This is a genomic window from Micromonospora sp. DT62, from assembly GCF_049847285.1.
In the GTDB taxonomy this organism is placed as follows: Bacteria; Actinomycetota; Actinomycetes; order Mycobacteriales; family Micromonosporaceae; genus Micromonospora; species Micromonospora reichwaldensis.
Map to the genome: position 1 here is coordinate 38,370 of NZ_JBNCOB010000035.1, position 23,009 is coordinate 61,378.

Genomic DNA, 23,009 nt, shown 5'->3' on the forward strand with positions numbered 1-23,009 from the left:
GCGGTGGGCGAGGTCTGGTACGTCGCGTACGGGTCGAACATGCACGCCGCCCGGCTCGGCTTCTACCTGGCGGGAGGCTGCCCGCCCGGCGGGCGGCGGACGTATCCGGGCTGCCGGGACCCGCGACCCCCCAGGCGTACGGTGCCGGTGTCGCTGCCCGGCGGCGTCTACTTCGCCGGCGAGTCGCGGGCGTGGACCGGCGGGATGGCGTTCTACGACCCGGCGCTCCCCGGCGAGGCGGCGGCCCGGGCCTACCTGCTCGACGTCGGGCAGTTCGCCGACGTGGCCGCCCAGGAGATGTACCGGGAACCCGGCGCCGACGCCGGCCTGATCGCCGAGGCCGTCGCCACCGGGAGGGCCACCCTCGGCCCCGGCCGGTACGAGACCCTGCTCTGCCCCGGCCGGCTCGACGGGCTTCCGCTGCTGACCTTCACCGCCCCGTGGGCGGCGTCCGAGGTGCCGTGGCGGGCCCCCGCCCCGGCCTACCTCGACATGATCGCCCGTGGCCTGCGCGAGTCGCACGGCTGGGACGCCGACCGGATCGCCCGCTACCTGCTGGCCCGGCCGGGGGTCGCCGGCGCCTGGGACGCCGCGGCCGTCGCGGCGCTGCTCACCGGGACGGACCGGCGCGAGGGTGCCGGGCTGACCACGGACCGGCGCCAGGTGCCGGGCTGACCGACGCACCGTACGGATCCCGACACCGAACGCGGGCGGGGGCGGCACGCTCGGTGCCGTCGTCCCGCCGCCCGGTGACCCCGGCGGTCGGTCGGACGAGCGACGTACGTCCCGCCGGCCGGCAGCGGGTCAACCGGGCGGACGCAATCGCCCGGGGCGGCCGTTTCACCGTCCACAGTCACCACCGGAGATCGATAACCTCGGCCGGCCGTGCGTGGGTACGGCTCATCCGCCGGCTCCACGACCGGCCGTCTGTGTGTGGGGGAATTGCATGAGGAGAAGGCTGATCGGTCTCGCGGTGGCGCTCGCCGTCACGGTGGGCGTGTCGCTGACCACCGCCGGCCCGGCCCAGGCCGCCACCCCGGCCGTCCAGATCACCAAGGCCTACTACAACTCGCCGGGTGCCGACAACCGCTCGAACTCCAGCCTGAACGCCGAGTACGTCCGGCTGACCAACCGGCGCTCCACCACCGTCAACCTGAAGTACTGGACGCTGCGCGACCAGTCCAACCACGTCTACAAGTTCTCCGGCGACTTCCGCCTGGCCCCGGGCGCCAGCGTCTTCGTGCACACCGGGAAGGGCACCAACAGCTCGACCCACCGTTACTGGGGCTCGGGCGCCTACATCTGGAACAACACCGGGGACAAGGCGTCCCTGCGCAACTCGTCCGGCACCCTGATCGACTCCTGCTCGTGGGGGAGCAAGGGCAGCTACACGTACTGCTGAGGCGGGCGGCCGGCCCCGGGCACCCGGGGCCGGCGGCACCCCTCCGCCGGGCCGGCGGCCACGCTGCCGGGCATGTCGGAAACGCCCGTCCGGATGGTCGCCGGCCGCGAGTTTGCGCAGGTCTGCGCCCCCGCCCCGGTCGACCGGAGCGGGCGACGATGAGAGGCTGTCCGCGACGCGGCGGCGCTCGGCCACCGTCGCCACCGCGACCGAACCTGTCGACGGCGCGGCCCGCCCCCGGGGTGGACCGTCACCCGGGTGCCCGCGCCGGCTTCCCACGAGGAGTTCCATGTCCAACCCCGGGATGCGCCGGGCCGCCATCGGCCTGACCGCGCTCGCCGTGACCGCCTTCGGTGCGGTCACGACCACCCCCGACCAGGCGGACGCCGGCCCGAAGCCGGTCGCCGTCAAGCTGCTCGCCCTCAACGACTTCCACGGCAACCTCGAACCGCCGTCCGGCTCCAGCGGCTCCATCGCCGGGCAGCCCGCCGGCGGGGCCGAACACCTCGCCACCCAGCTCGCCGAGCTGCGCAGGCACGCCAAGAAGCAGAACACGATCACCGTGGCGGCCGGCGACCTGATCGGCGCCTCCCCGCTGCTCTCCGCCGCGTTCCACGACGAACCGACCATCGAGGCGCTCTCGCTGGCCGGGCTCGACTACGCCAGCGTCGGCAACCACGAGTTCGACGAGGGCGCCGACGAGCTGCTGCGCATCCAGAACGGCGGCTGCCACCCGGTCGACGGCTGCGTCGACGGCACCCCGTACGAGGGCGCCGGCTTCCAGTACCTCTCCGCGAACGCGTTCAAGACCGCGACCGGCCAGCCGCTGCTGGCCCCGTACGCCATCCACAAGGTGCAGGGCGTCAAGGTCGGCTTCATCGGCATGACGCTGGAGGGCACCCCGCGGATCGTCAGCCAGCAGGGCGTCGCCGGCCTGACCTTCGCCGACGAGGCGCAGACCGCCAACCGGTACGCCCGCGAGCTGCGCCGCCAGGGCGTCGAGACCATCGTCGTGCTGCTGCACGAGGGCGGCACCCAGGACGCGACCGGCGGCATCAACGACTGCAAGGGCATCTCCGGCCCCATCGTGGACATCGCCAACCGGATGGACCCGTCCATCGACGTGGTCGTCAGCGGCCACACCCACCAGGCGTACAACTGCGACATCGCCGGCAAGCTGGTCACCAGCGCCAGCTCCTTCGGCCGCCTGGTCACCGACATCGACCTCTCCATCGACCGGCGCACCGGCGACGTGATCAGCGCCAAGGCCGAGAACGTGGTGGTCACCCGGGACCTCCCCAAGGACCCGGCGCAGACCGCGCTGATCAACCGCTACAAGACGGTGCTCGGCCCGGTCGCCGGCCGCGAGGTCGGCCAGACCACCGAGGAGATCAAGAAGACCCAGGAGACCCTCTTCGGTACGACCCTGGGCGAGTCCCCGCTGGGCAACGTGATCGCCGACGCGCAGCTCGCCGCCACCGACGACGAGCAGGGCGCCGTCGCCGCCTTCATGAACCCCGGTGGCGTACGCGCCGACGTCGACGCCGGCCCGGTCACCTACGAGGAGGCGTTCACGGTGCAGCCGTTCGGCAACAACCTCGTGACGCTCGACCTCACCGGCGCGCAGCTCTACTGCATGCTGGAGCAGCAGTTCGTCACCGGCCGGACGCTCTACCCGTCGTCGACCGTCCGGTACGTCGTCGACCCGGCCGGCACCACCGGCACCGTTGCCGACGCCTGCACGGGCACCCGGGTCGTCCGGGGCAGCCTCACCCTCGGCGGGGTGGCGGTCACCGCCGACGCCACGTACCGGGTGACGGTGAACAACTTCCTCTCCGGCGGCGGCGACGGCTTCACCGTCCTCACCGGCGGCACCAACGCGGTCACCGGCATGATCGACCTGGACGCGTTCGTGGCCTACCTGACCGCCGAGTCCCCGGTCTCGGCGCCGGCCCTGGACCGCATCCGCACCACCGCGGAGGTTCCCACCGCCTGACGGCAGCGGTACGCACACCCGACGGGCCCCGGAGCATCCCTTGCGGATTCCGGGGCCCGTCGCCGTCCGCCGTCCGCGGTCCTCGTGCGCGGCGGGGCGGGGCGGTCAGGCCTGCACGGGGGCCGGTTCGGTGGCCGGCGGGGCGGCCGGCACGCGGCCGTCCTGGGCCGGCGTGAGCAGCCGGCGCAGGGAGAGCGCGATGAGCGAGGCCACCAGGCAGCCGCTGACGACGACCGCGACCCAGATCCGGCCGTTGGCCGCACCGAGCAGTGGGCCCGCCGTGACGGGGCCGATCACGCCGCTGATGCCGAAGATCATCGAGCTCATGGCGTTGTACCGGCCGCGCAGCGCGTCCGTGGCGAGCGCGTTCGTCAGCGCCGGCATCACCGGCGACAGCAGGGTCTCGCCGAAGCCGAAGATCGCCGAGCAGGCCACGACGCAGAGGGCGGCAAGCAGCGCGTTGCCCGGTCCGACCACACCCCCGGCCCCCAGGACCAGCCAGGCGATCGCGAAGACCCCGCCCACGACCGCCAGCCCGCCCGTCCGGCTGCGCCCCTCCATCCGCCGCAGGACCAGCAGCTGAGAGAGCACGATCATCACCGTGTTGCCGGCCAGCGCCCAGGCGACCACGCGCGGCGTCACCTCGGCCACCCGCACGGCGTAGGCGGTGAAGCCGACCTCGATCTGCGCGTAGCCGCAGGTGGTCAGTACGAGGCCGAAGATGACGAGCCGCCGGAACGGACGGTCGCGCAGCACGGTGAGGTAGCCGCCGGCCGACGTCCGCTCCCCGGCCGGCCCGGCGGCGAGCCGGTGGCCCACGTGCGGCAGCGTCAGCAGGATCAGCGCGGGCATCAGGTAGCTGATCGCGTCGAGCACGTAGATCGCCTGGAAGGTGACCTCGCGGGCGGTGTCGACGATCGCGCCGGAGGTCAGGCCGCCGACGCCGATGCCGAGGTTGAGCAGGGCGAAGCTCAGCCCGAAGACCCGCTGCCGCTCGTCGGCGTCGGTGAGCGAGGCGAGGATCGTGTTCTGCCCCGGCCAGATGACCGAGCTGCCCATCGCCACCAGCGTCATCACCCCGAACGCCGAGGCGCTCGAGTCGACCAGCGCCAGCGACCCGGTGCCGACCGCCTCGATCAGCAGGCCCGACAGCAGGATCCGGCGCGCGCCGAACCGGTCGATGAGCGCGCCGCCGATCGGCGAGAGCGCCAGGGTGATCACGCCGTACCAGCCGATCACCAGGCCGGCGCGGGTGTCGGTGAGACCCCGCACGTCGGTCAGGTAGATGAACAAAAACGGCAGGGTGAGGCCGCGCCCGATCGCCGACAACAGCGTGCCGACGAGCATCCGCTGAGCTTCATAACGGCGGGGCAGGGCGCGACTGAGCATCCCCCGATTCTGTGTGCTGGGTGTGACACAGCGCGAGACCTTTCCGCGCCGAGTTACCCGTTCACCGTGTGCGCGGGGTCACACCACAGGCGCGTCGGCGGGGCGTCGTACCTCTCTGCGATCCTGGTCGCGATGACCACCACCTGGCGACACCTGCCCGCACCGGCCCGCGAGATCGCCGCCGCCACCACCGACGCGGTCGCCGCCGCCCGCGAGCGCGCCCCCGAGGCGTACGACGTCGCGGTGGCCCGGCTCGCGGCGGCCGAACGGTCCGGCCTGGTGCTCGGCGCGGTGGTCCGGCTGCTGCTGGAGGAGACCCACCCCGACGGCCTCGACGGCGACGACGTCCGTCAGGTGCTCGAAGGCTGCGTCCGCGACGCCGCGCAGTGGCGGCCCGACGTCGACCCGCACGTGGTCCTCGTCCTGTTGGCGGGCGCCCTCGGCGTCTACGACCCCGACGGCGACGAGTCGCCGCCGGACCCGCCCGCCGTGGCGCAGCACGCGCCGCTGCTCGTCGCCGACCTGCTCGCCGTCACCGGCCGGCCCGTCGAGGGCTACCTGACCGCCGCGTTCGCCGAGATCGCCCGCACCGAACAGCAGGACTGACCGTGTCGCCACCATGACATGTGCCTGATGTCGGTTGTCCGGGACAGGAAGAGCAAGCCCGTCCAGGATGCCCGGCACCACAAGCGGGGCGGAAACTGTTAAGCTCCCGCCGCTTCGCTGTGAGCTCTCAAACGTCGGCACGACGGCGGTCCGCCCGCGCCGCACGGTCCCACCGCAGAAAGCCCTCGAAGCCCTCATCTTCTGCGACGCAGGGAGGACCAGCGTGGCCAGACGTGCGCTCCTTCGCGGCGGCATCGCCGCCACCATGTCGTTCACACTCGCCATGGGGCTGGTTCCGCCGACGATCGCCGGAGCGGAGGCAGCCACGGCAGAGGCGGTGATCCCCGCCCCCACCGTCCTCCGACCTCGGACAGCCCTGCTGAGCGCGGGGCCCTCGGGATTCCTCCGCTACGAGCATGCGCGCGGTCACCTGTGGACGAGCTACGCAGGCACGGACGCGGTCGTCGACGCGTCCGCCACGGACGTTCACACCATGCCGGACTTCGGTGCGGGCTCCGACGTCGTCGCGCGGTACGACGACACCGCCAGGACCGTGCGGCTGCGGGACATGTCGGCCGGTGCGTCCCGTACGGTCGTGCTGCCCGCGGGCCACCAGTACTTCAGCACGCTCGGCTGGACGGTCGTGACGACGACGGGAAGCTCCGGCGGCGCCGACATCACGTGGCACCTGCTCGACTCCCGTGACGGCGGCTCCGTCACGCAGCGCACCGTCCAGGACGTCCCCGACGGAATCATCGTCACGTTCGAGACCAACGATCCGCTGGGCGACGCGCACGGGCAGGTCGTCCGGTACCGGACGGCCGACGGCGGGCACACCGGCTGGCTCGACGTCGACCAGGGCCGGTTGGTCCCGCTGCCGCACCGCGGTAGCCAGACCGACGGCCAGGTCGTGCTCACCGCCACCCACCTGCTGTTCTGGCGGTGGGAGGACCGGGCCGTCGCCATCCACTCGCGCGACGACCTGACCGCGGCTCCGCGAACGGTACCGCTGGTCGGCGACGCCCAACTGCTCGGCATGGTCGGCGGGACAGTCGTCGTGGCCCGGTACGACCCCTCCCTTGGCCGCCACGCCTACGACCTGCCGGTGTGGCGGGTCGAGGCGCTCGCCCCCGACGGCTCCACAGTGAAGACGCTGCTGGCCCGGTCCGCCGGCCGTGGCGTGCCGACCCCGGACGGCGGGCTCCTGGTGCCGGGCGGCCCCGGCCCCGACTGGGACCAGTGGGGGGTCTCCCTCATCGAGGCCACCGACGGTGGCGAGGTGACCGTCCGCAGGATCGCCGAGGCGTCCCCGCAGCAACTCCAGAAGACGGTGGACGAGCTGACCCTGACCCAGGGACGGCTGGACACCCTGGAGTACGACCCCTCGATCGACAGGCGACACGTCTTCACCCGGGACGTCGGTGTGACCGGATCCCTCACCGTGGGGGCACGCCTCGCCCGCGGCGCCGCGTACGACGGCTGCGCCTTCCCGGTGTGCATCAGGCGACACCCCACCGGTGACGGTCGGACCGTCGTCTCGGGCGTCACCGGATCCCCGCAGCCGCACCTCCTGGAGCCGACCCAGTCCCTGCCGGGCACCCCGATCGACAGCTCCCGCACCTACGAGACGGTGGCCGCCGCCAGCGGCCGGTTCGTCGCCCTGCGGGCGTACGCCGACACCGGAACGGGGACGCCGGAGCCCGCGCCCACCGGGCCGGGCGGGGGCGTGCTGGAGACCCGGGTCGTCGACCTGGACACCCGGCAGACGGTGTTCACCACGACTGCCGGCGTCGCGGCGATGTGGGGCACCACCCTGTGGGTGCGGAACGGCAACGACGCCGTGGCCCCCATCGACGTCCTGACCGGGCAGCGGGGCGCCGAGGTGTGGTTCGGCCGCGGCTGTCTCCTGGAGGATCTCCAGGCCGTCGGCCGGTGGCTGCTCTGGACCTGCCTGGGCTCGGCGGAGGGCCAGGGCGTGTACGACACCGTCACGAAGGCGAACCTGACCCTCGTCTCCGGATCCGGCTGGTCGCCGGCGAAGCTCGGTGACGGCTTCGTAGCGTCCGAGGTGGACGGCCAGCTCCGGGTCACCGATGTTCGCAGCGGCACGCCCGTGCCGCACACCCTCGGGGAATTCCGGTCGTGGCGTCCCTGGGACGTCGACCCGTACACCGGGACCATCGCCCACCTCGGCGCCGACAACGGCATCCGTCTGGTGTCCAGCGGCGTTCCGGTCTCGCCCCTCGTCCAACTCGACGCCGCAGTCGCCCCGTCGGCCCGGATCAAGGGAACCACCGGGCACTGGAAGCCGAAGTGGTGGCTGTCCAAGCCGGCCGCCTCCTGGACGCTCGTGATCACGAACCCGGCCACCGGCGCCACCGTCAGCACCATCTCCGGCGGCCTGGCCCGCGGCCTCGTGACCACGTCCTGGAACGGGCAGGACCGCCTGCGTCGACCGGTAGCCGACGGCGCGTACAGCTGGACGTTGACCGCCACGCCGGCCGATGGGAAGGGCGCGGTGCTCACCCGCTCCGGCACGCTGGATCTCCGCAACGAGTGCCACATCGGGGGCCGGTTGCGAAAGGCCGTGGGGTGTTCCTGACGGCTGTGCACCAGTCGGAAGCGCTGGGCCAGCACCAGGGTCTCGTCGTCAGTCGATCACCATCTGATCCTGTTCATCGGCGCAGGCATCGACCAGCACGTCGAACAGCAGATGACCGTCCGCTTCGCTGTACGCGTCAGCCGCCAACTCCATGACCGCGTCCGACCGTAGGGTCAAGATCCACCGACCAGGGATGCCGGATCCATCACGACCGGCAACGCTCCCCAACCGCCGCCCGGCCCCGTGTGACCTTTTGTGCTGACGGAAGCCCGCGAACCGCGGTCAGCAGATTTCTGAGAGCCGATCCTGCCGCAGCCGCAGCGGGGCATACTGATGGCGAACGCGACAATCTACCCCTGAATCCCGCTGCCGGCAGGGCCTACGCGTCACCCAGTCATGTTTGCTGCGAGACGGGAAGCACGAAGGGAGGAGCCGTGGCAACCAAGACGATCGACGTCACTTTGGCGGCTATGCGCAATGCGGGCGACAATGTTGTGTCACCGCACGGTGCGATAAGCGCCAGAACGGTCCGGGCCGTGGACGATGAGCAAGTGTTCCAATCGGAGCTCCTGTACTGGAGGCCGCGGTCTCAGCAGCCGATGCATCCGAACGGGGCAGTGCATATCGCGCCTGGCGAGAGCCTCACCTACAATACTACGAAGCGACTGACGGTTTCCCATTTTGAGCGGGAGGCCGAAGGGCAGCTCAATCAGATGCTGATATTTGCAAGCGACTTGACGCAGGACGTGGTCCTCCTGGGTCAAGTTCATCCCGACGAGCGCTACCAAGGAAGCTTCAACCGTAAGCTGCGATTTGACGAGATCGACGGCCTGAACGTGGTTTCCTGCGATTACAATGTCGTATTCGGTGGCGGATTCTGGGCCAAGATCATCGTAACCTACGTGGTGAACCTCGTTTCGTCGTCCGGATAGATTCAGTGCCAGCGCTGGGGAGCGTGCGCCGGGCTCCGCTGGGACTCCGTCGACTTGGCCGCCGACCGTCCTCTTGTGTGCGGGCGCTGAGGAGGTGTCTGGTCGCGTCATGCTCAAGCCGTACCTACAGTCACGAACGGCCGATCCGTGCCGCTGCCCCTTCTCGTCCAGACGCTGACCGACCACCGGCTGTCCTTCGAAACGGGCACCGACGGTCTGATCTTCGTCGTCCGGGCCATTGTTGCTCAAGCGGGAGACGTCCGGGCTCGATCTGAAGCCGTTTCTGCAGCGCGCCCGTCTGCCACTCGGCTCCGATTCCACGACCTGCGGCATTCGTGCGCGACGTAGCTCGTCTTCGACGGCATCCCGATCAACGCATGACGAGGGTCATAGGACACGAGCAGGCGTCGGAAATGCGCGCGGCCGCTATTCGGCGATCCGGATACGCATCGTCCAGCGGAAGGCGATCAGGCCGTCGTCCGCGGGATCGGCGCCCGTCTGGCGTTCGACATCCACGATGTTGTCGTCTGCGAGATGACCCATCGCCATGCCTCTTCTCGACAGTTCTGGCGCGATGACGTCCGGAAACAGGATCTCGACGCCTTGCCATTCGACGGTAATCAATCGGGGGAGCGGCTCCCACCTCTCACGGACCCCTGTCGGGAAATCCGGTGGCGGCCGCATTCGCTGATCCATGCCGCTTACCCGGTGATTACCGGCTTGTTCCACGGCGGCTCGTACGTTTCGTCAGCGCGGCAACAGACGATATCACCCCACATCGCGGTCACCTGCGAATAGGAGTCAGCATGGCAAGGTTGGGCTCCACCGTGCCGGCCGGCAAGGCCGACAATCCGCCGTCGTTCCCGATGCGCCGCTCCGGGTGCCCCTTCAACCCGCCCCCGGAGTACGAGACGCTGCGCGCGACGGAACCGGTGTCCCGGGCCATGCTTCGCGACGGCAGCACCGTCTGGCTGGTCTCGCGGTACGCCGACGTCCAGGCCGCGCTCACCGACCCCCGGATCAGCAGCGACAGCGCCATCGCGGGCATCCCCCTGGCCGGCGGTTCCAGGGTGGACCCGCAAGGACGGCGTTCGTCGTTCGTCCGGATGGACCCGCCCGAGCACGACGTGTACCGCAAACTGCTGGTGCCCGACTTCACGATGCGCAAGATCCGCACCCTGCGCCCGCGGATCCAGCGGATGGTGGACGAAGCGCTGGACGTCATGCGGGACAGTGGCCAGCCCGCCGACCTCGTGAACCTGGTGGCGCTACGGGTGCCGGCGGTGCTCACCTGCGAACTTCTCGGTGTGCCGGAGTCCGAGCACCACTTCTTCCAGACCCGCGCGAATGTCCTGCTCGAGCGCAGCGTCCCGATGAACGACCTCCGGACCGCCGTGATGGAGATGCGCACCCGCATGCTCGCCCTGTTGGACGAGAAACGCCGTAACCCGGGCGACGACATCCTCACCAAACTCGCGCACGCACCGGCCGAACTCGAGCTGGCGGATTCCGAGCTCGCCGGCGCGGCCCAGAGCGTGCTGAACGCATCACACGAGTCGACCGCCAGCATGATCGCCCTCGGCACGCTGGTCCTGCTGGAACACCCCGGTACGCTCGCCGAACTGAAAGCCGACCCGGCCCTGTGGCCCAAGGCTGTCGAGGAGTTGCTCCGCTACCTCAGCGTCGGCGATCTGGTTCTGCCCCGGATCGCCAAGGAGGACGTCGAGATCGCGGGACAACGGATCGCGGCCGGTGAGGGTCTGTATCTCCTCGCCGCCTCGGCCAACCACGACAAGGACTTCTTCGAGGACCCGGACACCTTCGACATTCATCGCTCGACGCGCGGGCACATGGCGTACGGCTACGGCATCCACCAGTGCATCGGCCAGAACATCGCCAATGCGGAGCTGGAGATCGTCTTCGAGACCCTGTTCCGGCGGTTCCCCGACCTGCGCTGCACCGTGCCGCTCGAGGAGCTGTCGTACAAGCACGAGAGCACTTTTTTCGGCGTTCACGAATTGCCGGTCACCTGGTGAACCGGTGAGACGGAGCGGCCGGCCGGGATCGGCTGGCCGCTCCGTCTCCCACGTACGGTCAGCGCGGTCCGGAGTCGGCGCCGGTCACGAAATCGATCACCTGGCGGACCACCTCCGGCGCGGACATGATGCGGTGGTGACCGAGCCCTTCGGTGGTGACCAGACGGGCCCAGGAAGCACTAGAGGACACATCCTTCGATAGCATGTGCCCCTCTCACCTGGTCGGGGTGGCCGGATTCGAACCGACGACCTCTTCGTCCCGAACTGGCTGCAGGCCGGGCGGATCGGGTGTCGTCCGAGGTCATCCGGCCTGTTGAGGTTCGTCCTGGTCGGGCGCGGTCGGCTCGGTTGCTGTAGTCCGCTGCTGTACTTCCTCGGCGGTGCGCAGGACCTCGCTGACGGCGGTCGCCACCGGGCAGCCTGCGGTCCGGCAGGTCGGGCAGCGTCCGTCGGGTCCGGATCGGTGCTGGCGGAGGATGGCGCGGGCGGTGAGGACCAGCCGATTGCGGATCTGGGCCAGAGACAGGAACGGTGCGGTCACCGCTCAGCCCACCCCGATGGCCGCGGCGAGGTGGGTAAGCGTCGTCGGAGCGGCGGAGTCCTGGGCCACTTGGGCGAGCACGTCGCGGCCGGCGGGCCGCTGCCGGATCTCGGCCGGTGCGATTCGATCGGCCTCCACCAGGACCCGGCCGGCGCCGACCGGGTCGTCGGCGTGCAGGTACGCGCGGGCGACATCGCTCAGGTACGCGGCGCGGTGCTCGGCGCTCAGCCACCGCCACCCGTCCCGCGTGGTCACCCTCTCGTGCCGTGCCACGGCTTCCTGCGCATCGCCACGCTCCACCGCGACGGCGATCCGGGCCAGCTCCACTGCCGTCGGCCCGAAACCGGTCCGATAATGGTCGTGCCCGTCCCCCACCCGCGCCGCCATCTCGGCGGCCTCGTCCACCAGGTCGACGGCGGCACGATCGTCCCCGTCCCGCGCGGCGGCCAACGCGGCCTGCACCAGCAGCGTCCCGCACAACGACAGCTTCCCCGCATCGTCGACCCCGACCGCCGGCGGGGCGATGCGGTACGCGGCGGCCAGCATCACCGACTTCGCCACCCGCGCCCGGCCCGAGGCACGCAACACCTGCCCGAGCTGCACCGCAGCCGCTGCCACCAGGACCCGGTCACCGGTAGCGGCGATCATCGCCCGGTCCACCGCCAGCCACGCCACGTCGGGGGCACCGAGCTTCACCAACAACGACCCGGTCACCCGGTACGCCTCCACCAGCGGCACCCGCCCCGCGCCAGGATCGCGGGCATGGGCGCGCTGCACGTCGGTCAACAACTGCGGTAGCAGGTCGACCGCCTGCGGGTAGCGGGCGTGCTGGAAGGTGGTCCACACGTGCCCGGCCTGCTGCATCAACCGGTCGACCGGCAGCACCCGGTCAGCCGCCGGGCGTTTCAAGGCGATCTCGTACGTCGACAGAGCCGCCCGAACCCGCTCGACACTCTCGAGGCGCTCGGACATTGCGGCCGGCTTGGCGTCGCGGCCGAGCAGCACGGCCGTGTCGATGCGCAGCACGGCAGCGATGTCCTGGAGGGTCGACACCTTGTCCAGCGACCGGACGCCCCGCTCGACCTTGTCCACCCAACTCTTCGACTTGCCCAGGCGGTCGGCCAACACCTGCTGCGAGAGCTTGCGCCGCCCCCGCCAGTACGCCACCCGCCGACCGACCGGCAACAACTCACTGTTGTCCACGACGCCACCGCCGCTCCGGTACAGCCCGGGTCGTCTCCTCGGCCGGTATTCGATCCGCCTGAGCCTGCGCGAGGATCCGCCGTCGCGCCGCCTCCCGCTCCGCCTGCTGGATCTGTTCGCCCCTGGGTTGGTCCGGAACGTCGCCGCTCACTTTCGCCTCCGCCGTGAAGAGGGGGCGCGGCGACACTGCTTTTGGAAGGACCGATGCCGCCGCGCCGGCTGGCAACGCGACCAGGCCCGGTTCTCACACCGACCGCACCGGCCGCGCCTGGGAACTACTCTGTGACCGCACGACTACGGACGGAAGCGCCTCGATGCTTTCAGGACCTTTCACGGGGGATCCGATGGATGACCTCGGCGCACAACTGAGGCAGGCTCGTACTGAGGCCGGCGTGACGCTGGCCTCCATCGCGGCCCGCACCTGTTACTCGGCATCGCACCTGAGCAACGTCGAGGCGGGACGCCGGACCGCGACGCCGGACATCGTGCTCGCCTACGCGCGAGCGTTGGGAGACCCGGACGTGAGACGAAGGCACCTCCTCAAAGCCGCCACAATCGGCCCGATCGCCGCCAACGAGCTGATCCGATCCGGCTTCACCGCCGCCCTCGCCGGCCACCGGGACAGCGAGGACCGCTGGCGCGACCGGGTCGACCAGTACGGCCGTGACTACATGGAGATCGGTGCCGACAGCCTCCAGACCAGGCTCGCCGGTGACCTCGTCGTCCTGCAACAGCAGCTCGATTCCCCGACCATGTGGGCGACCGCCGCCCGCGCGCTCACCACCTACGGCAAGACGACCAAGGACCCGACCGAGGCGATCGGCTGGTACGACACCGCCCGGATCGCCGCCGACCGCTCCGACGACCTCGCCGTCCGGGTCTGGGTACGCGGCCGAGCCGCCATCGCCCTGGCCTACGAAGGCGCGGCCCTGCCCGTCGCCAAGCGGTACGCCGACGAAGCCATTGCCCTGTCCGACCGGCCGTCGCTCGGACGCCTCCAGGCACTGATGGCCCGCGCACACGTCGCCGCCGGACGCGGCGACATCGGCGGAGCCATCACGGCTGACGAGGACGCACGACGGGTCTTCGACCAGACCGCCTCACCAGACGGGGAAATCTCCGACGCCGCCGTACCCGCCTGGCGAATGGCCACCTTCCGGTCGATGCTCTACGCCCGACTCGGCATGGTCGGCCCCGGCGAACAGGCCCAGACCGACGCCGACAGACTCCGACCGCCAGCGCTGACCCGGTTCGCCACCCATATCGAGCTGCACCGCGCCCTCATGATGGCCAAGTCCGGAGATCGGTCCGGAGGGCTCGCCTACGCCCGACGAGCCTGGGCAACACTGCCAGCAGACCGCCGCTCACAGACCCTGGGGCTGGTCCTACAAGAAGTCGAGAGCGCAGCACGCAAGCCAACCTGACCCCCGCTGGGGGAGCCGGACACACCTCGTCGTCCCGTGCCGATCGTTGCCGACTAGTGCTTCGACCAGCTGACGCTCGGCGTCCTTTGCCGGCCAGTACCCACCCGGATCAACGGGGTCACCTGCCGGTGCAGCAGACCCCTTTGTTCCAACTCGTAGCTGTCACCGTTGCTGTCGACAGCCAGCCCGGGCAAGGGTCACAATTCCCCGTCCGCCTGACGTTTGAGCAGCCGGGCCAACGCCAGCGCCGATGAGGTGATTTCATTCGATCATGATGCAGCCCATACGCCATGGCGCCTACCGGTTCTACGCCCGCCGCCTCCGCGCCCAACTGGCCGGGAAGTCGCTGCCACGGCACGTGGCAATGGTGATGGACGGGAACCGCCGGTGGGCCAGGCAGGTGGGCTTCGATGACCCCGGGGTGGGCCACCGGTACGGCGCGGAACACGTCCACGAGGTACTGGGCTGGTGTGCCGACATGGGCATCCATCACGTCACTCTGTTCATCGCCTCCGTCGACAACATGCGTAAACGGGCATCCGAAGAGGTGGAGAACCTGATGCGGATGATCGAGGAGGTCGTCGCGGAGCCGCTCCTCCGCCCGGCCAATCCCTGGCAGCTTCACCTGGCCGGCCGCGCGGACGTCCTACCCGACTCGACACGCCACGCCCTGAAACTCGCGGAAGACGCCACCCGCGAACGCGGTGCCGAATTCCATCTCACAGTCGCCATCGGCTACGACGGCCGCGAGGAAATCGTCAGTGCAGTTCGTTCCCTGTTGGAACAGGAGGCACGAGCGGGCGCCACACTCGACGACGTCGCACAGCGACTAACCGCCGAGGCTCTCGCGGCGCACCTGTACACCGGCGGCCAACCCGACCCTGATCTGGTCATCCGCACGAGCGGAGAACGCCGCATGTCCGGGTTTCTGCTCTGGCAGGCCGCCTACTCCGAACTGTACTTCTGCGACGTGTACTGGCCCGGCTTCCGGAAGATCGACTTCCTGCGCGCCCTGCGCTCCTACTCGGCCCGCAGTCGACGATTCGGAGCGTAACAACCACATCCCCTGCTCCCGGTTCCGTGGCAAAACCGCAAAGACCGGCGACCGTCAGACGTTGAAGCGGAACATAGACGGGCGGTCGCGTGACCTGCGGTGGCATGGTCGGCAAGCTGGTCACGGCCCATCTCTGACTCACGTCGTTCGTCGCCCTTTACCGACGTTTCACGCTGTCTTGTGCCCCGCATGTGCCCCGGACGTCCTTGACCCCCAGGCAACCATCGGGCCGCAGCTACCTGCCACTTTCCGCGTCGTACGCTGGCGCTCGCGTCCGTCGTTGTCCACAGGTGTCCGGCCGCGTGCACCGCGATCGTCACCCACTTAGTCACCCAACTGCTAGGGAAGAGTCCGATGGCTACCAGGCCGAATTTTGACGCAGAGTACGCGCGACGGATCGAGCGTCACGCAAAGGCAGTCGTGGAGGAGGCCCTCGGCGAAGGGTGGCTGACCTACCTACCCGAGGCTGATGGTCAGACGCCCCTCCAACGGGCGGTCAACGAGCTGGCCCGCAACCTTCGATATATGCACTTCGACGGGGACGGCTGCGTGAGTCACGGCAGATGACGCCTTCGGTGTGAAAGAACGATCACCGGCTCGTGAGCTGCGCTGCCAACGTGGTTGAGCTGGCCGAACGGTCCGTCACTGTCCGTGGGTGTCCACCGTTGCCCGGGCCTGTCGTCACCCGGTTAGTCACTCACCCGCATCGCCGGGAAAGACCCTCGTACACATGGCCTCGACATCGCGTAGCCCTTCATCCTCCTCGTAGATACAGGCCGCGCAGATGGAAAGGTCCCGATCGTCCGGCCTCGGGTGGACCTGCGGCGCATGCCTACACTCGGGACAGGGCCGAACTTCCTCGCTGGTCACGTAGCGATCCTTGCAGGTGTGCACGCTCAGCTTGGGAATCGCGTTGATCTGCACCGAGGGTAGCCGTCCGACCTTACAGGCGAGCACGCAGCGTCCAGAATGCCGCAGCCGGGATGCCGCTACGCGCCGGTGTTGACCCCTGCATCGGGCACACGTAGGGCACGCCTACCGCTTTGGCGTGAAGAGTTAATCACCTTCACCCTGGCCCGCCGGTCCTGCGAATGAACAACAAGCACCCCAACGCATAGCAAACCTGAGAACCATCCGTCTGTAGCCTTTCAGACAAAAACGCTAGTTATTGCGCTTGACGAAAGTTCCACTCCAAGCGTTATCCCGGCCACAATAATCGACTAGCGTGGATCACTGCCGACCATCGGCACTCCACCGAGCAGCGGCTTATCGCCAGGCGAAAGAATTCAACTCGAAAGGGAGCAAGGCGCAGAACCACAAACATTCACTCTTGGTCCAGGAGGAAATCATGCTAAAGAAGCTGGTTGCTAATGCAACTATGGCTAGTGCGGTCATCGCAGGCCCCATCGGCTTAGCGGCCGATCCGGCAGCCGCAGGCACCTGCGGATCACCCGGCTGTGGCGGAGTTGTGACCAACAGAAGCTCAACTAATCACTCCATAAAGGTAGCGAACTGCTTCCCATACTCCTCCCCCGCCTATTACATCGGTGACTCTCTTCCGTGCGTAAAGAACCCCGACAACAGGTACGCATACAATGCTGACTTCCAGCTTCCGGTAGGGGCAAGCACCATAAACTACTCGTATTACTACGACACTGACGCTTTCCGCGTCTATGGAGGATGCTCGGTCACCTATCAATTCGAGGGAGACGGCTCGATATACAACGAGAACCGGCAGGCTTACAGCACGAGCAAGTGGCTGAAGTTTTCAGGGATCGCTAGAGTAAAGATCTTGTCAATTTATTGCTAGCGATCAGAGTTGGAACACAAAGGTTGGAGCAACCCGCCATCCCGTCTGCCGTCGACCCGCCCTCCTGGGGAGCGGGCCACCGCCCGGCCCGCCACGTCAAGCGGACCTTGACACCCGTACGGACGCTGGCGGGTCGGGCGGTGGTCTGCTCGGCTCGCCCGGGTCGACGGCGGGCGGGATGGCTCCCACCGCAACCACCCACGGACCGCAAGCCGCCGACGGACCCCCGGCCATCCTGGAGCCGGAGCGCCCCCGCCGGAGGCGCAGTAACCGCCACCCCGCCACCGCCCGGCAGCCGCCGACGGACCCGGCGTGCGCTCCCCTACGCCGCGCGGTGCTCTCCGCGCGGCCGGCCGGCTGCCGGCCCCACCACCCCACCGGGAAACGGCCTGTCGTCATGCGGCGGCCCACCGGGCTACCCGCTGTCCGCGCCAGCCGCCGGGCGTCCTGCGTGACCGGAGTGGAGCGCCAGCGGAGCGACGGACACGCGCCCAGGCGGCGGCGCGTGCGGCCCGTTCAGGGCCGCCTTGATAGATGTACAGAAAGTCCTCCCACACGGGCCGGCAGCCGACCGGATCGCCTCCGGCGCGGGGTCACAGCGGGTTGACGTGTCGGTGCTCGGTGATACCGTGGTCCTCGTCGAGCACGTCAGCGCGGCCTTCCTGCCGGATCGCTGAACTCGACTCCGGAGTTGCCGAGCTGCCTTCCTGCCGCTGATGCGGGTCACATCCCACCGGCACTCGATCGCACCGGCCACTGTGCCGGTTTCCAGAATCCACTGAGCGGCCCAGCACGGCCTTCCTGCCGTCCACGGTGGCCCGGATTCGCGTACCTCGACGGGTGGGGATCGCCTGCGGCAACCCACCGGATGCCGATGACCAGGCACCCCACCCGTCCCGGCATCACACCCACGATTCCCGGACCGGAAGGACGTTCCCCGATCGGCGGCCCGTGGCTCGGCCACGTTTCCGCCCTCCGGCGTCAGCCGCCCTCCCCGGCGGTGCCAGGAGACACCACGAACACCACCGACGGACACCGCTCCGGCGACTGGTGGCAGTTCGTACCCGTCCCCTGCCACCCCCTGAGGAGAGATTCCGTGTCCACCCTGCTCACCCTGCACTGCCCCGGCCTTGCCGCCGGTCGTGACGCCCAGGCTCTACATCGCGCCGGCACCCCGGACTTCTTCGGCTGGCTGGAGCACACCCGCGCCGCCGCCGGCTGCACCCGTCCGATCCGCCTGACCGGCACCCTCACCGCCGTCGAGCCCGGCACTGGCCGGGTGGTTGGAGAGCGGCACACCGACGAGTTGCCTGACCGGGCGCTGTACAAGGCGTGCGGCAACCGCCGTGCCGCCCAGTGCCCCGACTGCGCCTGGGTCTACGCGGGCGACGCCTTCCAGGTCGTCCGCTGCGGCCTGACCGGCGGCAAGACCGTCCCCGCCACCGTCGCCCGGCATCCGGTCGTCTTCGCCACCTTCACCGCGCCGTCCTTCGGTCCGGTCCATCACCGGCACATCCCCCGGCACACCTGCATCAACCGGCGGCGCTGTGACTGCCGCCCGGCGCCCTGTCACGCTCGCCGCACCGCCGGTACCTGCCCGCATGGGCAGCCCGCGGCCTGCTTCGCCCGCCATGACGCCGATGATCCGCAGCTTGGTCGGCCGTTGTGCCTGGACTGCTACGACCACGCCCACCAGGTCGTGTGGAACGCCTTCTCTGGCGAGTTGTGGCGGCGGACCAAGCAGGCCATCGAACGTCACGTCACCGCTCTGTCCCGTCGACGCGGCATCGGCCATGTCCATGTCGTCACCGACTCCGGCAAGGTCCGTCGTGTGCCGCCGGTGCGGGTGTCACACGGGAAGGTCGCCGAGATGCAGCGCCGGGGCGCGGTGCACTTCCACGTCCTGCTCCGCCTCGACGGCATCGACCCGCACGACCGGCACGCCCTCGTCCCGCCACCGGCCGGCATCACCGCCGACGACCTCGCCGACGCCGTGCACGCCGCCGCCCGGCAGATCACCGTCACCACCCCGCCGCACCTCGACCGGCCGCACGGCTGGCAGGTCGCCTGGGGTGAGCAGGTCGACGTACGCCGTATCGGTACCGGCGACGGGGACGTGACTGACGGGAAGGTCGACGCCTACCTGGCGAAGTATGCGACGAAGTCCACCGAGGTCACCGGCCACTGCTCCACCCGACTCACCCCCGACACCATCGACGCCTACGCCGACCCGGAAGGCGACCACCTCGCCCGGCTCATCGACGCCTGCTGGCGACTCGGCCGCCCCACCCACACCCCGACCAGCAGCACCGCCACTCCGACCGGCGAGCGTCAAGGCCACCTTGACACTGAACCGAACCCCTACGGCGGGCTGCGGCGCTGGGCGCACATGCTCGGCTACGGCGGCCACTTCCTCACCAAAGCCCGCCGATACTCGATCACCTTCGGCATGCTCCGCGACATTCGCACCAACTACCGCCGCACTAAGGACAGCACCGCCGACACGATCACGGTGGGCGCCCTGGCCTTCGTCGGCTCCGGCTGGCTGACCAACGGTGACGCCCTGCTTGCCAACACCGCCGCCGCCCAACACCGGGAACGCAGCCGCGTCGGTCGGGAAGAACTCGCCCACGAGGCGTGGTCGGGGGTGGCGGCATGACCAGAAACCTCACCCCGCGCTGGTACTCACCCAACGAGGTCGCCGTCCTGCTCGGCTTCGGCCTGTCCAAGGTCAAGATGAAGATCGCCACCGGTGAGCTGCGCTCCATCAAGGACGGCAAGTACCGCCGCATCCTCCCCGAGTGGGTCGACGAGTACGTCCGCGATCAGGTCGAGCGGCAGGAGGCGGCCTGATGCCCGCACGCGCACGAGCCAACGGCGAAGGCTCGATCTTCCCGTACCGCAACGGCTTCGCCGCGTACGTCTGGGTCACCAAGCCCGACGGCAAACGCACCCGCAAGTACGTCTACGGACAGACCCGCGAGCTCGTCCACGACAAGTGGATCAAGCTTCACCAGCAGGCCAAGGCCGGGCCGGTCGCCACCCGGGTTCCGACCCTCGGTGACTATCTGACCTACTGGCACCGCGAGGTCGTGCGACCCAACCTCGCGCCGCTGACCTGCGCCACGTACGAGACGATCCTCCGGTTGTACGTGATTCCCGGCCTCGGTGGGAAGCGGCTCGACCGGCTCCAGGTGCGCGACGTGCAGACGTGGATCAACGAGGTGGCCCGCGCCTGCCAGTGCTGCGCCCAGGGCAAGGACGCCCGCCGCCCCGAACTGAGACGGCGATGCTGCGCGCTCGGCCGGTGCTGCGCTGACACGCCGTCCGCCCGTACCGTCAAGGACATCCGGGGTGTGCTGCGCTCGGCGCTCAACCACGCCGCCACAGAGGAACTGGTCACCCGCAACGCCGCCGCCCTGGTCAAGCTCCCACCGGTCCGCCGCCGCAAGGGTAGGGCGTGGAGCAGTGACGAGGCGCGTCGCTTCCTGGAGTCCGCGCGAGCCGACCGCGATCCGCTGTACGCCGCGTACGTGCTGATCCTGGTGCTCGGCCTGCGTAAGGGCGAGGTGCTCGGCCTCACCAAGGACGCCGTCGACCTGGCGGCGGGGGAGTTGTCGATCGGCTGGCAGTTGCAGCGGGTCGGCGGTCAACTGCTGCACCGCGAGACCAAGACGCAGACCTCGGACGCCACGCTCCCGTTGCCGGACATCTGCGCGGCGGCGATCGCCCTCCGCCAGCAGGCGAGGAAGAACGACCGCGATCAGGCGGGCATCGCCTGGCAGGGCTCCCGGCTGCTGTTCACCACCCGCTACGGCACGCCCGTGGAGCCGCGCAACTTCAACCGCTCCTGGGACGCCCGCTGTGCCCGCGCCGGAGTTCGGAAGATCACCGTGCACGACGCCCGGCGTACCTGCGCGACCCTGCTCGTCGACCTGGACGTGCACCCGCGCGTCATCATGCAGGTGCTCCGGCACGCGGAGGTGTCGGTGACGATGGAGATCTACTCGCAGGCGTCCTCGGACGCCACCCGCGACGCTCTCAAGCGCCTGGGGGAGAGCCTGCGGTGATCGCCGCTGCTGTACTCGACTGCTGTACGAATGCGTCAGGGGCCACTCTCATCGATGGAGAGTGGCCCCTGACCTCGGTCGGGGTGGCCGGATTCGAACCGACGACCTCTTCGTCCCGAACGAAGCGCGCTACCAAGCTGCGCCACACCCCGAGGCGTGCCGACAAATAGTAGCCCACCCCCGTCGGTGGTCCAACTCGGTACCCCCACCGCCCTGCGGGTCCTCCCGAACCGTGCGGTACCCGCCGGGCGCCGACCCCACCTGGCGTCTGATGTCGTGAACGACTCAGCTCGACAGGGCGAACACAGCCAGGTCCCCCGGGCGGATCCGACGCTCACCCTGCACGGCTGCCCGTCGGTAGCCGGTTCCCGCCTCGCTCGTCAACCGGCCGAGCCGCCGAGCCGCCGGGCCGCCGGGCCGCCGGGCCACTGGGCCACCGAGCCGCCGGGCCGCCGAGCCGCCGGGCCGTGGGCGGCGGCCCGGCGGAGCACGGGCGAACGGGTCAGCGGGGGATCAGGGTGAGCACGCTCGCCTCCGGCGGGCAGGCGAACCGGACCGGCGCGGTCGGGTGGGTGCCGAGGCCGGCGGAGACGTGCAGCCACGAGTCGGAGCCGGGCCAGCGGTGCAGGCCGCGTGCCATGGAGCGGGGCAGGCCGCAGTTGGTGACCAGCGCACCCACCCCCGGTACGCAGACCTGACCGCCGTGGGTGTGCCCGGCGAGCATCAGCCCGAAGCCGTCGGCGGCCATCCGGTCGAGGACGGCCGGCTCGGGGGAATGGGTGAGCGCGATCGACAGGTCGGCGGTGGGCGACACCGGCCCGGCGACCGAGTCGTAGTCGTCCCGTTCGACGTGCGGGTCGTCCACGCCGAGCAGCTCGACGACCCGGCCGCCGGCCTTGACGGTGGTGCGGGCGTTGTTCAGGTCCGCCCAGCCGGCGCCGACGAAGACGTCCCGCAGTTCCTCGTGCGGCAGTTCGACGCCCTCGGTGTACTCGCGGTTGGGCAGGAAGTAGGTGAACGGGTTCTTCCAGACCGGCCCGGTGTAGTCGTTGGAGCCGAAGACGAAGGCCCCCGGGAAGTCGAGCAGCGGCTGGAGGGCGTGCAGCACGCCGGGCACGGCGCCCGGGTGCGCCATGTTGTCTCCGGTGACCACGACCAGGTCGGGGTCGAGGGCGGCCAGCGACGCCACCCAGCGCTGCTTACGCCCCTGGTCGGGCATCATGTGCAGGTCCGACAGGTGCAGGACCCGCAGGGGCTCCGCGTCGGCCGGCAGCACCGGCACGTCGTACCGCCGCAGGGTGAACATGTTGCGCTCGACGAGTGACGCGTAGGCCAGGGTCGCCGCGCCGAGCGCGGCGGTCCCGGTCGCGAGCCGGAATAGTGTGCGCTTTCGCATGCCGTTCAGGGTAGTTTCACCGACCATGAGCACGCTGAAGGACCGTCTGACCGCCGACATGCGCGCCGCCCTGAAGGCGCGCGACGAGCTGACCACCTCCACGCTGCGGATGGCGCTGGCCGCCGTCGGCACCGCCGAGGTCGCCGGCAAGGCCAAGCGCGAGCTCACCGACGACGAGGTGCTCGCGGTGCTGACCAAGGAGGCGAAGAAGCGCCGGGAGGCCGCCACCGCCTTCGGTGACGCCGGCCGCACCGAGCAGGCCACGAAGGAGATCGCCGAGGGCGAGGTGCTGGAGCGCTACCTGCCGAAGCAGCTCCCCGACGCCGAGCTGACCGAGCTGGTCGCGGGGGCGCTCGCCGCGGGCGGCTTCACCGGCAAGTCGCAGATGGGCCCGGCCATGAAGGCGGCCCAGGCGGCGGTGGCCGGCCGGGCCGAGGGCGGTCGCGTCGCCGCCGAGGTACGCCGCCAGCTCGGCCTCTGACAGTGATGATGTGGGAGCGGGTCACCCGGTCGGTCTGACTCAGCCTCTGACTGACCGTGGTGTCTTC

Annotated in this window: 19 protein-coding genes and 1 tRNA gene; 14 read left to right on the forward strand and 6 right to left on the reverse strand. The window is 69.9% G+C overall.

Features of this window, described 5'->3' with window-relative positions:
* Nucleotides 1-3: 3 nt before the first annotated feature.
* From ACPXCB_RS29545 to ACPXCB_RS29555, 3 genes are all read left to right on the forward strand, one after another.
* Entirely contained in the window at nucleotides 4-675 is a 672-nt protein-coding gene (locus ACPXCB_RS29545; protein WP_425879220.1) for a histone deacetylase, read from the forward strand.
* A gap of 271 nt (nucleotides 676-946) precedes the next feature.
* Entirely contained in the window at nucleotides 947-1,402 is a 456-nt protein-coding gene (locus ACPXCB_RS29550) for a lamin tail domain-containing protein (RefSeq protein ID WP_151453575.1), read from the forward strand.
* 289 nt (nucleotides 1,403-1,691) lie between these two features.
* Complete coding sequence (locus ACPXCB_RS29555; RefSeq protein WP_425879221.1) at nucleotides 1,692-3,398, forward strand: bifunctional metallophosphatase/5'-nucleotidase; 1,707 nt, start codon at nucleotides 1,692-1,694, stop codon at nucleotides 3,396-3,398.
* A gap of 105 nt (nucleotides 3,399-3,503) precedes the next feature.
* On the opposite strand, the gene ACPXCB_RS29560 is transcribed toward ACPXCB_RS29555, so the two are convergent.
* Nucleotides 3,504-4,787 carry an MFS transporter gene (locus tag ACPXCB_RS29560; RefSeq protein ID WP_425879222.1) on the reverse strand — a complete coding sequence of 428 codons (1,284 nt, stop codon included), beginning with the start codon at nucleotides 4,785-4,787 and terminating at the stop codon, nucleotides 3,504-3,506.
* Nucleotides 4,788-4,919: 132 nt separating this feature from the next.
* On the opposite strand from ACPXCB_RS29560, the gene ACPXCB_RS29565 reads away from it, so the two are divergent.
* The 3 genes from ACPXCB_RS29565 to ACPXCB_RS29575 all read left to right on the forward strand — a co-directional run bounded on the left by ACPXCB_RS29565 (nucleotide 4,920) and on the right by ACPXCB_RS29575 (nucleotide 8,927).
* Nucleotides 4,920-5,393 carry a hypothetical protein gene (locus tag ACPXCB_RS29565; protein WP_425879224.1) on the forward strand — a complete coding sequence of 158 codons (474 nt, stop codon included), beginning with the start codon at nucleotides 4,920-4,922 and terminating at the stop codon, nucleotides 5,391-5,393.
* A 223-nt stretch (nucleotides 5,394-5,616) separates the two neighbouring features.
* Complete coding sequence (locus tag ACPXCB_RS29570) at nucleotides 5,617-7,995, forward strand: FlgD immunoglobulin-like domain containing protein (protein ID WP_425879225.1); 2,379 nt, start codon at nucleotides 5,617-5,619, stop codon at nucleotides 7,993-7,995.
* Between the two features lie 434 nt (nucleotides 7,996-8,429).
* A complete protein-coding gene (locus ACPXCB_RS29575) occupies nucleotides 8,430-8,927 on the forward strand; it encodes a hypothetical protein (protein ID WP_425879227.1) in 498 nt (165 codons plus the stop codon).
* Nucleotides 8,928-9,353: 426 nt separating this feature from the next.
* Here ACPXCB_RS29575 and ACPXCB_RS29580 read toward each other — a convergent pair whose 3' ends face one another.
* Nucleotides 9,354-9,656, reverse strand: a complete 303-nt coding sequence (locus tag ACPXCB_RS29580) for a hypothetical protein (protein ID WP_425879229.1) — start codon at nucleotides 9,654-9,656, stop codon at nucleotides 9,354-9,356.
* 86 nt (nucleotides 9,657-9,742) lie between these two features.
* Here ACPXCB_RS29580 and ACPXCB_RS29585 point away from each other — a divergent pair, with 86 nt between their 5' ends.
* Complete coding sequence (locus ACPXCB_RS29585; RefSeq protein WP_425879230.1) at nucleotides 9,743-10,963, forward strand: cytochrome P450; 1,221 nt, start codon at nucleotides 9,743-9,745, stop codon at nucleotides 10,961-10,963.
* A 301-nt stretch (nucleotides 10,964-11,264) separates the two neighbouring features.
* On the opposite strand, the gene ACPXCB_RS29590 is transcribed toward ACPXCB_RS29585, so the two are convergent.
* Together ACPXCB_RS29590 and ACPXCB_RS29595 are read right to left on the reverse strand one after the other, a co-directional pair.
* Nucleotides 11,265-11,504, reverse strand: coding sequence for a hypothetical protein (locus ACPXCB_RS29590; RefSeq protein WP_425879232.1), 240 nt, complete (start codon nucleotides 11,502-11,504; stop codon nucleotides 11,265-11,267).
* Nucleotides 11,505-11,507: 3 nt separating this feature from the next.
* Complete coding sequence (locus ACPXCB_RS29595; protein ID WP_425879234.1) at nucleotides 11,508-12,707, reverse strand: helix-turn-helix domain-containing protein; 1,200 nt, start codon at nucleotides 12,705-12,707, stop codon at nucleotides 11,508-11,510.
* 344 nt (nucleotides 12,708-13,051) lie between these two features.
* Between ACPXCB_RS29595 and ACPXCB_RS29600 the strand changes: the two genes are divergently transcribed.
* The 6 genes from ACPXCB_RS29600 (at nucleotide 13,052) to ACPXCB_RS29625 (ending at nucleotide 21,065) form a co-directional block, all read left to right on the forward strand.
* Complete coding sequence (locus ACPXCB_RS29600) at nucleotides 13,052-14,131, forward strand: helix-turn-helix domain-containing protein (protein ID WP_425879236.1); 1,080 nt, start codon at nucleotides 13,052-13,054, stop codon at nucleotides 14,129-14,131.
* Nucleotides 14,132-14,402: 271 nt separating this feature from the next.
* A complete protein-coding gene (uppS, locus tag ACPXCB_RS29605) occupies nucleotides 14,403-15,185 on the forward strand; it encodes a polyprenyl diphosphate synthase (protein ID WP_327029875.1) in 783 nt (260 codons plus the stop codon).
* A 1,348-nt stretch (nucleotides 15,186-16,533) separates the two neighbouring features.
* Entirely contained in the window at nucleotides 16,534-16,995 is a 462-nt protein-coding gene (locus ACPXCB_RS29610; protein WP_425879238.1) for a hypothetical protein, read from the forward strand.
* Between the two features lie 1,096 nt (nucleotides 16,996-18,091).
* On the forward strand, nucleotides 18,092-19,654 hold the full coding sequence (locus ACPXCB_RS29615) for a replication initiator (RefSeq protein ID WP_425879240.1): 1,563 nt from the start codon (nucleotides 18,092-18,094) through the stop codon (nucleotides 19,652-19,654).
* Nucleotides 19,651-19,848, forward strand: a complete 198-nt coding sequence (locus ACPXCB_RS29620; RefSeq protein ID WP_425879242.1) for an excisionase family DNA-binding protein — start codon at nucleotides 19,651-19,653, stop codon at nucleotides 19,846-19,848. Before ACPXCB_RS29615 ends, ACPXCB_RS29620 begins: the two co-directional genes overlap by 4 nt.
* Nucleotides 19,848-21,065, forward strand: a complete 1,218-nt coding sequence (locus ACPXCB_RS29625; protein WP_425879244.1) for a tyrosine-type recombinase/integrase — start codon at nucleotides 19,848-19,850, stop codon at nucleotides 21,063-21,065. Before ACPXCB_RS29620 ends, ACPXCB_RS29625 begins: the two co-directional genes overlap by 1 nt.
* Before the next feature lie 78 nt (nucleotides 21,066-21,143).
* Here ACPXCB_RS29625 and ACPXCB_RS29630 read toward each other — a convergent pair.
* Together ACPXCB_RS29630 and ACPXCB_RS29635 are read right to left on the reverse strand one after the other, a co-directional pair.
* A tRNA-Pro gene (locus ACPXCB_RS29630) sits at nucleotides 21,144-21,217 on the reverse strand.
* A 350-nt stretch (nucleotides 21,218-21,567) separates the two neighbouring features.
* Nucleotides 21,568-22,461 carry a metallophosphoesterase gene (locus ACPXCB_RS29635; protein ID WP_425879245.1) on the reverse strand — a complete coding sequence of 298 codons (894 nt, stop codon included), beginning with the start codon at nucleotides 22,459-22,461 and terminating at the stop codon, nucleotides 21,568-21,570.
* Nucleotides 22,462-22,486: 25 nt separating this feature from the next.
* Here ACPXCB_RS29635 and ACPXCB_RS29640 point away from each other — a divergent pair, with 25 nt between their 5' ends.
* Nucleotides 22,487-22,942: a GatB/YqeY domain-containing protein gene (locus ACPXCB_RS29640; RefSeq protein WP_132238537.1), complete on the forward strand. Its 456-nt coding sequence runs from the start codon at nucleotides 22,487-22,489 to the stop codon at nucleotides 22,940-22,942.
* The last annotated feature ends 67 nt before the right edge of the window (nucleotides 22,943-23,009 follow it).